This is a genomic window from Patulibacter medicamentivorans, assembly GCF_000240225.1.
GTDB classification, from domain to species: Bacteria; Actinomycetota; Thermoleophilia; order Solirubrobacterales; family Solirubrobacteraceae; genus Patulibacter; species Patulibacter medicamentivorans.
The window spans coordinates 1-9591 of the sequence record NZ_AGUD01000116.1; the positions used below are offsets into that span (position 1 = coordinate 1).

Below are 9591 nucleotides of genomic sequence, written 5' to 3' on the forward strand. Positions count from 1 at the left end.
GGTCGGCGTGCCCGGGGTGAAGACCTCGGCCACCCCCCGCTCCTTCAACGGACCGATGTCGTCGACCGGGATCGTCCCGCCGACCGTCACCAGCACGTCGTCGACGCCCTGCGCCTCGAGCAGCTCCACGATCCGCGGCACCAGCGTCATGTGGGCCCCCGAGAGGATCGACACCCCGACCGCGTCGGCATCCTCCTGGATCACCGTCTCCACGATCTGCTCCGGCGTCTGATGCAGACCGGTGTAGATGACCTCCATCCCCGCATCACGCAACGCACGGGCGATGATCTTCGCCCCACGATCGTGACCATCGAGACCGGGCTTGGCCACGACCACGCGGATCTTGCCCTGGGGGGTCGCCGGGTCGCTGCTGGCGGGGGTTGCCGAGATGGCGCTCATCGCTGGGTCCGTCCTGTCGCTCGCTGGGCGGTCAGAAGACCGGGGTCTCGGTGTAGCTGCCGAACACGTCCTGCAGCGCGTGGATGATCTCGCCCTCGCTGACGTGGGCGCGGGCGGCGTCCATCAGCGGCGGCATCAGGTTGGCGTCGGGCTTGGCCGCCGTCTCCTTCAGCGCCACCAGCGCGGCCTCGACCGCCGTGCTGTCGCGGGCGGCACGGACCTTCTGGAGGTTGCCGAGCTGCTTGCGCTCGAGCGCCGGGTCGACCTTCAGGATCGGGTGCTCGCCATCGTCGCCCTCGGTGAAGGCGTTGACGCCGACGACGATCCGCCGCTCGTCCTCGATCGCGGTCTGCAGCTCGAACGCCGCCTCGGCGATCTCGCGCTGCGGGTAGCTGAGCTTGACCGCCTCGACCATCCCGCCGAGCTCGTCGATCTTGCGGAAGTACTCGTAGGCCTGCCGCTCCATCTCGTCGGTCAGCGACTCGACGAACCAGCTGCCGCCGAGCGGGTCGATCGTGTTCGCGACGCCGGTCTCGTGGGCGATGATCTGCTGCGTCCGGAGGGCGATCCGGACCGCTTCCTCGGTCGGCAGCGCGAGCGCCTCGTCGTGCGAGTTGGTGTGCAGCGACTGGGTACCGCCGAGCACGCCGGCGAGGGCCTCGATCGCGGTCCGCGAGATGTTGTTGTACGGCTGCTGGGCGGTCAGCGAGACGCCGGCGGTCTGGGTGTGGGTCCGCATCAGCCACGACTTCGGGTTCTTGGCCCCGTAGGTCTCCTTCAGCTCGCGCGCCCAGATCCGGCGGGCGGCGCGGTACTTGGCGATCTCCTCGAAGAAGTCGATCTGGGCGTTGAAGAAGAAGCTCAGCCGCGGCGCGAAGTCGTCGACGTCGAGCCCGCGCTCGATCGCCTGCTCGACGTAGGTCAGGCCGTCCTTGAGCGTGAACGCCAGCTCCTGGGCGGCGGTCGCCCCCGCCTCGCGGATGTGGTACCCGGAGATCGAGACCGAGTTCCAGCGCGGCATGTGGTGCGTGGACCACTCGATCATGTCGCCGAGCACGCGCATCGCCGGGTCGACCGGGAAGCACCACTCCTTCTGGGCGATGTACTCCTTGAGGATGTCCGCCTGGATCGTCCCGTTGAGGCGGTCCAGCGCGACGCCCGGGTTCTCGGCGTCGCCGCCGCCCTGGCGCTCGGCCGCGACGGCGTAGTAGGCGAGCATGATCGCCGCCGGCGCGTTGATCGTCATCGAGACCGAGACGGCGCCGAGGTCGATCCCCTGGAACAGGGTCTGCATGTCGTCGACGGTGTCGATCGCGACGCCCTCGCGACCGACCTCGCCCAGCGACAGCGGGTGGTCGGAGTCGTGGCCCATCAGCGACGGCATGTCGAACGCCGTCGAGAGGCCGGTCTGGCCGTGGTCGAGCAGGTAGCGGAAGCGCTCGTTGGTCTCCTCGGCGGTGCCGAAGCCGGCGAACTGACGCATCGTCCACAGCCGGCCGCGGTACATCGACGGATAGACGCCGCGCGTGAACGGGTACTGGCCCGGCAGCCCGATCGACGGGTCCGGCTGGCCGTCGGCCGTCTCGGTCGGGCGGTCGGCGGCGGTGTAGAGCGGCTCGATCGGGATCCCGCCGAGCGTCGTGAAGTCCGCGTCGCGCTCGGGCGCGAGCCCATAGGCGGCCCGCCACTCGTCGTGCGTGGAGGGCAGGGCGGGAGCGGTCTGCTCGGAGGGCGTGGGCATCGTCGCTGGTTCAGTCGGTCGTGTCCGTGGAAGCAAGATAGTCGGAAGTCCGCATATCTCGGTGGTTGGATCGTACGGGGCCCGCGGCCCGACGTCCAGCCCGAGGGCGCGTCGCGCGCGCCGATCGGGGCGATCGGCCCCGCGCGGCGGCCGCGCTCACCCGACGAAGTCCCCCTCGGCGCGGCGCATCGCGCCGAGCAGCTCGGTCAGCCGGTCCTGGTCGGCGGCCTCGAGGGCATCGAGCGCGAAGCCGGCGGCGTTCAGCCGCTCGGTCGCGCGCGCGGCGAGCGCGCGTCCGCTGTCGGTGATCTCGGCCAGCGTCGCGCGGCGGTCGTACTCGTGCGGGACGCGACGGACGAGGCCGTCCTGCTCGAGCTTGTCGACGATGTTGGTGACGCTCGTGCGGTGAACCTGCAGCCGCTCGCCGATCTTGCCCAGCGGCAGCGCGCCGGTGCGGGTGAACGAGAGCAGCATCAGCGCCTCGTAGCGCGGGAAGGTCAGCGCGTCCTCGCGCAGCAGCTCGTTCAGCCGCGCGAGCAGGATCTGCTGGACGCGCATGATCGAGGTGACGGCCGCCATCGGGCGCGCCGGCTCCGCGCCCCAGCGCGCCGTCCAATGGCGGCGCGCTTCGGCGATCGGGTCGATGCGCAGCGACGAGGACACGCCCCGAAGGCTCGCACACGCCGCTGATGGGAGCGCTCGCGCTCTTCGCGGGTAGGCCGTCCCCGCGGCCTAGCGGCCACACACGGGCCAGGGCTGCGTGCCGCGGGCGGCCAGCAGCTTGGCGGCGATCCGGTCCTGCTCGGCCTCGGAGGCCGCGGCCGGGTCGCCGCTGCCGCCGTTGGCGCGCCAGGTCTGACGATCGAACTGGTACTTGCCGCGGTAGGTGCCGTCGGACGAGATCGCGGTCGGGTCGCCGCCCGACTCGCACCGGGCGATCTTGCGCAGCGTCGCGTTGGTCGTGCCCGAGGCCGAGCTGCTCTTCGCGGTGCCGCTCTTCGCCGTGCTGCGGGCGGTCGCCGTCGAGCCACCGGCCAGGCCGAGCGCGGCCAGCGTCTGGGGCCCGATCACGCCGTCGACCGCGATCCCGGCCTTGCGCTGGAAGCGCTTGACCGCGGCGCGGGTCTGGGGCCCGGCGACGCCATCGGCGCTGATCCCGAGCTTGCGCTGGACGCTGGTGATCGTCGTGCCGCTCTGGACCTTGGCCGCAGATCCCGAGGTCGTGGTCTGGGCGGCGGCGACGCCGCCGAAGCCGATCACGGCGGTCGCCATCGCGGCGACGGTGGTGCGGCGGCGGGTGCTCCATCGGCGCTTCGAGGCGGCGCTGGTACGGCGCTTCTGCGAGGCGCGCAGGCTCCGCGACCACGGCAGCGTGGACGCGAGATCGCGATCGTGACTCACGGGGTGTGTCCCTTCGTCTCATCGCCTACGGGGTTAGCTGTCGGGCTCGCGCGTAAGACGTGCGCTACGCCGGACTCGTCCGGCGATTCGCCCCCGATCGCCACTCGGCGATCACTGGGTCCCCCGCTCCCTGCCAACGCGTGGCAGGAACTCGGCATGGGTTATGGAGCGCGGAATCGTACCGGAGCCGGCGACCGCGGGGCGCCGCGAGCGCTCGCGGGGCCGCCGCCGGGCGCCCTGTCGCCGGATCGGCCCTGGCGCCGGAAGTGGAGCAGGATCAGCACGCTCATCAGCGCCGCGTAGAGGCACCAGACCGAGGTGAACTCCTCCTCCTGCATCGTCGCCGCCACCAGCAGCCCGCCGATGTTGACGACCCCGAACCAGCGCAGGTGGCGCTGGCTGGAGAGCAGCGCCGGACCGCAGACCGCGAGCACGTAGGCGGTCGCGCTCGGGATCGCGTAGGGCGTGTGGGTCGTGTACGCCACGCAGTGCGCGCGCTCCTCGGCAACGATCGGCCACTGCGTCAGCTGCCAGAGCAGGAACAGCCCAACCAGCAGCCCGAGCAGCGCAAACGGCCAGACCAGCCTGCGGCGCGCGGGCCGCGGCTCGAGCAGGGCGAAGCCGAGCGGGACGACGATCGGCAGCACCGCCTGGCCGTAGATCACGTAGGCGTCGCGGGCGGTGGCGCCGAGCGCGGGCGACACCTGGCCGCGCAGGCCCAGCCAGACGAAGCCCTCGACCAGCTGGTGCAGGCCGAACCCGAGCGGCAGCGCCGCGATCACCAGGTCGCGTGGCCGTCGCACCAGGCCGAGGGTCGCGATCCCGACCCCGGCGATCGCCGTGCCGGCGACGAAATCGACCTCGGGCGACAGGCACACGGCGTCGGAGCGGTCGGCGGTCAGCCGCGGCGGCGGCCGGTGCCGCCGCTCGGCCGGCCGGCGGTGGCGGCCCGTCCGAGTCCGCCGAGGGCCCCGACGGCGACGAGCGCGGCCGCGGTCTTCAGGTGCGTGGCCAGCCGCTCGAGCCGGATCACCTCCCAGCCCTCCTGCCTGGCGACCCTCGCCAGGTCGCGGTCGGGGTTGACGGCGACTGGATGGCCGACCGCCCGCAGCATCGGCAGGTCCGACTCGCTGTCGGAGTAGGCCCACGAGGCCGCCAGGTCGATCCCGTCGCGCTCCGCCAGCTCGCGCATCGCCTCGACCTTGCCCTCGCGGTAGGTCATCGGCCCCGAGAGCCTGCCGGTGTAGCGGCCGTCGACCGCCTCCAGCGGGGCACCGAGCGCGCCGTCGAAGAAGAGGACGTCGGCGATCATCGCCGCCGTCTCCTGGCTCGAGGCGGTGACGACGTAGATCGGCCGACCCTCGTCCTGGTGCTCCCAGGCGATCGCCAGCATCTCGGGGTAGAGCCGCGGCAGGACGCCGGCGAGGACCCGCGGCGAGAGCCGCTCGAAGTCGCGCACCCGCTGTCCGGCGAGGAACTCCCCGACCCGCTCCCAGACCTTGCGCGTCGACTGGTCGGTCGATCCGCGGATCCGGAACTTCAGGTTCTCCCAGCCGTCGGCGGCCAGCCGCCGACGCGAGATCAGCCCGTGGGCGGCCGCGGCGCGAGCCCAGTAGAAGGCGGACGAGCCCGCGACGAGGGTCTTGTCGAGGTCGAAGAAGGCGGCGGCGCGGAGGCCCGGCGCGGGCGCCGGGACGACGGTGGCCTCGGGGTCGGCGGGCGGCTCGGGCGGGACGACGTCGCTCACGCGGTCCAGGGTAGCGACGGGTCGACGGCGCGCGGTCGACCGGCGGTGAACGTGCTGGCCGGCGCGCGGGCTCAGCGGCCCCGCCGCTGCCACCGCGGCAGCACGTAGGCCGTCCAGGTCCGGCGACCGGTGAGCAGCAGGGCGACGACGATCACGCCGAGGATCGCCAGCGAGAGCGGATCCCAGCCCTCGTCGGCCGCCGAGGACACGCCGCCGATCGCGAGCGCGATCAGGAGCACGAACCAGATCGGCGCGGGAATCAGGTACCAGAACGGCCGCCAGCGGTGCAGCTGGCTGCGCTCCCACCAGCGCTGGTCGGCCAGCAGGCGCTGGGCGGCGGGGCTCAGCGCGGCCCGCCGCCGGCGCCCGCGGACGAGCAGGAAGGCGGCCACCGCGAGCGCGACCAGGACCCAGGAGCCGGCGGCGGCGAAGCCGGACGCCGAGCCGTCGCCGTCCGCCGCCGAGCCGATCGCCATCACCGACGCGAAGACCACGCCCGCCCAGCCCCAGCGGCCGTTGACGAAGCTGCGGGCGTCGGCGGCCAGGTTCTGGCGGGCGATCCGATCGCCGGGGTCGGCGCGGGCCGAGGTCTCGAACAGCTCGCGGGCCTCGTCGCGCCGGTCCTGGGCCTGGAGCGCGACGCCGAGGTCGTTGATCGTCCCGCTGTCGTGGGGGTTCAGGCGCAGCGCCTCGCGGAACGCCGCCTCCGCCTCGGCGTGCCGGTCGAGCCCGAGCAGGGCGTGCCCGACCGCGTCGTGGGCGGCCGCCCACCGCGGGTCGAGGGTCACCGCCCGGCGCGCCGCCTCGAGCGACTCGCGGTGCCAGCCCGCGCGTCCCAGCACCCGGGCGTAGACCAGGTACGGGTAGGGCTCCTCCGGCGCCAGCGCGACGGCGCGGTGTGCGGCGTCGACCGCCTCGCGCCGCTGCCGCAGGTCGTCGATCAGCGCCAGCGCCCGGACCGCGTGGGCCAGGCAGTCCTCGGGCGCGCGGGCGATCGCGCGGTCGGCCAGCGCCAGCGCCTCCTTCGGCCGCTCCTGCACCAGCAGCGAGCGGGCCAGCTCGACCTGCAGCTGGGGATCGTCCGGGGCCAGCGCCAGCGCCTTGCGCAGCTCCTGCTCGGCCGCGTCGTGGCGGCCGACCGCGGCCAGCGCCTCGGCCCGCGAGAGGGCGCGCAGGATCGGGTCGTCGTCGACCGGGAGCGGGTCGAGGTCGAGGTCGCTCACGAGCGGGCTAGCCCAGCCGGTGCCGCCGGACGTACTCGAGCAGGTCGTCGAACTCGCCGCCCTCGCCGGCGAAGGTCGCGTAGCTCTTGGCGACCTCGAACCACGGGCGGGTGCTCGGGCGGGTGTCCTTGGCCGCCGCCCGCAGGTCCCCGCGCGAGATCGGGTCGACGATCCCGCTGTCGACCGCTCGCTCCATCGCCCGCTCGGTGGCGCCGTCGACCAGGTGCACCAGGTCCGCCCCGGAGCAGAGCTCGGTCCGGCGCGCGATCTCGTCGACGTCGACGTCGGAGGCGACCGGCCGGGCGGCGAGGGCGCCGCGCAGGATCGCGACCCGCGCGGCCTCGTCGGGCGGCAGCACCAGCACCGAGCGGTCGAAGCGGCCGGGCCGCCGGAGGGCGGTGTCGACGTCCCACGGGTGGTTGGTCGCCCCGAGGACGAACAGGCCGTCGTTGTCGCGGTCGGCGCCGTCGAGCTCGGCGAGCAGCTGGTTGACGGTCGTCCGGACCCCCGAGTGCCGCAGCTGGCTGCGCTTCTGCCCGAGCGCGTCGAGCTCGTCGAGGAAGATCACGCAGGGCGACAGCCGGCGCGCGTGGTCGAAGGCGGCGCGCAGGTTCTGCTCCGAGCGGCCGACCCACATCTCGAGCACGTCGCTGATCCCGATCGAGACGAAGCTGGCGCCCAGCTCGCCGGCCAGGGCGCGGGCGATCAGCGTCTTGCCGCAGCCGGGAGGCCCCCACAGCAGCAGCCCGCCGCGCAGCTGCGCCCCGTACTGCTCGCGCAGCCGCGGGTTGGAGAGCGGGCCGAGGAAGCTCAGCTGCAGCCGCCGCTTGACCGCCTCCATCCCGCCGACGTCGTCCAGCCGCACCGTCGGCCGCTCGGCGTCGAACCAGGGCTCGTCGTCGTCGTCCTCGTCCTCGTCCTCGTCCTCGTCGCCGCCGTCGACCGGCACCCGGTGGGCACGCGGCGGCTCGACCGGGGCCGGGCGGGTCGCCGGCGGCTGCTGCATGCCGAGCGCGGCGGCGTAGCGCGCCGCGGCTTCCTCGTCGCCGGCGGCGCGGGCGGCGCGGGCGGCGATGTCGAGGACCACGACGTTGCCGGGGTCGGCGCCGAGCAGGTGACGGGCGTGCTCGAGCGCGGCCGGGGCGTCACCGGAGATCAGCTCGGTCTCGGCCAGGTGCCGGCGCAGCTCGGCGTTCTCCGGCTCGCGGCCGAGCGCATCGCGCAGCGCGTCGATCAGGCCACGGTCGCCACCACCCATGGCCGGGAGCGTACGCGCTGCGCGCGCGGGCGACGCCGGTGGTGGACGAGATGACGGGCCACCGCGGGCCCGCGGTGGACGGGTGGCCGTCGCGGTCGCTGCCACGTCGCGGTCGCGGGGCGACCGGAACGTGACAGCGAGCAGTGCGTGCGGCTCAGACCTTGATGATCACAGCGTCGCCCTGACCGGTGCCGGAGCACGCGGTGGCGATGCCGTAGCCGCCGCCGCGGCGGCGCAGCTCGAGCAGGGCCGAGCCGATGATGCGGGCGCCCGAGGCGCCGAGCGGGTGACCGAGGGCGATCGCGCCGCCGTTGACGTTGACCCGGTCCTCGTCGATGCCGAGGTCCTTGATCGAGTTGAGGGCGACCGAGGCGAACGCCTCGTTGATCTCCCAGACGTCGATGTCGGAGGCCTTCAGGCCGGCCTTGTCGAGCGCCTTGGCCGACGCCTTGCCGGGCGTCGTCAGCAGGTTCGGGAAGTCGCCGGCGGCCTGGCCGAAGGCCACGATCTCGCCGAGGACCTCCTTGCCGTTGGCCTGGGCCCACTCGTCGGAGGCCAGCACCAGCGCGCCGGCGCCGTCGTTGACGCCCGGCGAGTTGCCGGCCGTGTGGGTGCCGCCCTTGACCAGGCCCGGCAGCTTGGCCAGCGCCTCGAGCGAGGAGCCGCGGCGCGGGCCCTCGTCGGTGTCGACGACGGTGTCGCCCTTGCGGCCCTTGATGGTGACCGGGACGATCTCCTCGCCCAGACGGCCGCCGTCGATCGCGGCCAGCGCGTTCTCGTGCGAGCGCAGCGCCCAGCGGTCGAGCTCCTCGCGCGACCAGCCGTGGGCGTCGGCGACCTCGGTCGTCTCGTCGAACATCTGGCGATGCGTGAACGAGTTGGTGAGGCCGTCGAGGACCATCGAGTCCAGCGTCTTGCCGTCGCCCATCCGGTAGCCGAAGCGGGCGTTGGTCAGCAGGTACGGCGCCAGCGACATCGACTCCATGCCGCCCGCGATGCCGACGCCGAGGCCGTCGGCGCGGACCAGCAGGTCGATGATCGCGGCCGAGCGGATGCTCGACGTGCAGACCTTGTTGATCGTCTCGGACGAGACGTGGTTCGGGATCCCGGCGGCGATCTGCGCCTGGCGGGCGGTGATCTGGCCCTGGCCGGCCTGGATCACGTGGCCCATCGCGACGTGCTCGATCTGCTCGGGATCGACGCCGGCGCGCTCGAGCGCGCCCTTGATCGCGATCCCGCCGAGCTCGACGGGCTTGACGGTGGAGAGACCTCCGCCGAGCTTGCCGACGGGCGTGCGCGCGGAACCCAGGATGACGGTCTTGGCCATGATCAGAACTTCCCTTCCTCGACGGAGGATGGGAAGCATACGCAGCCTCGGACGATGACCCGACTCACCCGTAGGGTGGAGGGGTGTCCAGCGCTTCCGCCGAGCCCGTCCCCTCCCCCGACGTCCGTGCGCTGCGCGCCGACGACCCCGCCCCGGACGCCGTCGTCGTCACCGTCTCGGGCGCCGGGCCGCTGGGTCCGCCGGCCGACGCGCCGCTGCCGCTGATCGAGGGCCTGCTGGAGCGCGGCGAGGCGCAGGCGCGGCTGGGGCACGTCGCCCACGTCCACGGCCCCGACGGGGTCCGCTGGATCCTGGTCGGCGGCGGCGAGGACGGGCCGCGGCACGACGAGGACCGGCGGGTGGCGACCGGAGCCGCCCTGCGCCGCGCGAGCGATCTGCGGGCGCGCGCGGTGCGGATCGTGCTCGACGACGAGCAGGCGGCCGCCGCCGTCGCCGAGGCCGCGGTGCTCGTCGCCCACCGGCCGGCCCGGGTCG

Annotated in this window: 10 protein-coding genes and 1 riboswitch; of the genes, 1 reads left to right on the forward strand and 9 read right to left on the reverse strand. The window is 73.8% G+C overall.

All coding sequences use genetic code 11. The annotated features are described in order from the left end of the window. From PAI11_RS09385 to PAI11_RS09425, 9 genes are all read right to left on the reverse strand, one after another. The coding region (locus tag PAI11_RS09385) for a cobalamin B12-binding domain-containing protein (protein ID WP_050897180.1) at nucleotides 1-399 on the reverse strand (399 nt) is incomplete at its 3' end. 31 nt (nucleotides 400-430) lie between these two features. Then, nucleotides 431-2140: an acyl-CoA mutase large subunit family protein gene (locus PAI11_RS09390; RefSeq protein ID WP_007573564.1), complete on the reverse strand. Its 1710-nt coding sequence runs from the start codon at nucleotides 2138-2140 to the stop codon at nucleotides 431-433. 156 nt (nucleotides 2141-2296) lie between these two features. After that, nucleotides 2297-2803 (reverse strand): MarR family winged helix-turn-helix transcriptional regulator, encoded by a 507-nt coding sequence (locus PAI11_RS09395; RefSeq protein ID WP_007573566.1) that lies wholly within the window; start codon nucleotides 2801-2803, stop codon nucleotides 2297-2299. A gap of 69 nt (nucleotides 2804-2872) precedes the next feature. Continuing rightward, the gene (locus PAI11_RS27795) at nucleotides 2873-3541 is read right to left on the reverse strand and encodes a transglycosylase family protein (RefSeq protein ID WP_007573568.1); all 669 of its coding nucleotides are present in this window, start codon (nucleotides 3539-3541) and stop codon (nucleotides 2873-2875) included. A gap of 7 nt (nucleotides 3542-3548) precedes the next feature. Continuing rightward, nucleotides 3549-3708, reverse strand: a riboswitch (cyclic di-AMP (ydaO/yuaA leader). Further along, nucleotides 3703-4419 (reverse strand): DUF6629 family protein, encoded by a 717-nt coding sequence (locus PAI11_RS09405; protein ID WP_007573570.1) that lies wholly within the window; start codon nucleotides 4417-4419, stop codon nucleotides 3703-3705. (Overlaps the previous riboswitch by 6 nt.) A 20-nt stretch (nucleotides 4420-4439) precedes the next feature. Further along, entirely contained in the window at nucleotides 4440-5288 is an 849-nt protein-coding gene (locus PAI11_RS09410; protein ID WP_138974203.1) for an HAD family hydrolase, read from the reverse strand. Nucleotides 5289-5359: 71 nt separating this feature from the next. Next, a complete protein-coding gene (locus PAI11_RS24200) occupies nucleotides 5360-6511 on the reverse strand; it encodes a tetratricopeptide repeat protein (protein ID WP_007573574.1) in 1152 nt (383 codons plus the stop codon). A 7-nt stretch (nucleotides 6512-6518) separates the two neighbouring features. After that, entirely contained in the window at nucleotides 6519-7769 is a 1251-nt protein-coding gene (locus PAI11_RS09420) for an ATP-binding protein (RefSeq protein WP_007573576.1), read from the reverse strand. A gap of 154 nt (nucleotides 7770-7923) precedes the next feature. Then, nucleotides 7924-9096, reverse strand: coding sequence for a thiolase family protein (locus PAI11_RS09425; RefSeq protein WP_040599502.1), 1173 nt, complete (start codon nucleotides 9094-9096; stop codon nucleotides 7924-7926). An 83-nt stretch (nucleotides 9097-9179) separates the two neighbouring features. Here PAI11_RS09425 and PAI11_RS09430 point away from each other — a divergent pair. After that, on the forward strand, nucleotides 9180-9591 hold a 412-nt coding region (locus PAI11_RS09430; protein WP_040599504.1), incomplete at its 3' end, for a M17 family peptidase N-terminal domain-containing protein.

Excerpts from the sequence above, each read along its gene's own strand:
- PAI11_RS09390 (WP_007573564.1), bottom strand. The coding sequence starts at position 2,140 with ATGCCCACGCCCTCCGAGCAGACCGCTCCCGCCCTGCCCTCCACGCAC.
- PAI11_RS09420 (WP_007573576.1), bottom strand. The coding sequence starts at position 7,769 with ATGGGTGGTGGCGACCGTGGCCTGATCGACGCGCTGCGCGATGCGCTC.
- PAI11_RS09425 (WP_040599502.1), bottom strand. The coding sequence starts at position 9,096 with ATGGCCAAGACCGTCATCCTGGGTTCCGCGCGCACGCCCGTCGGCAAG.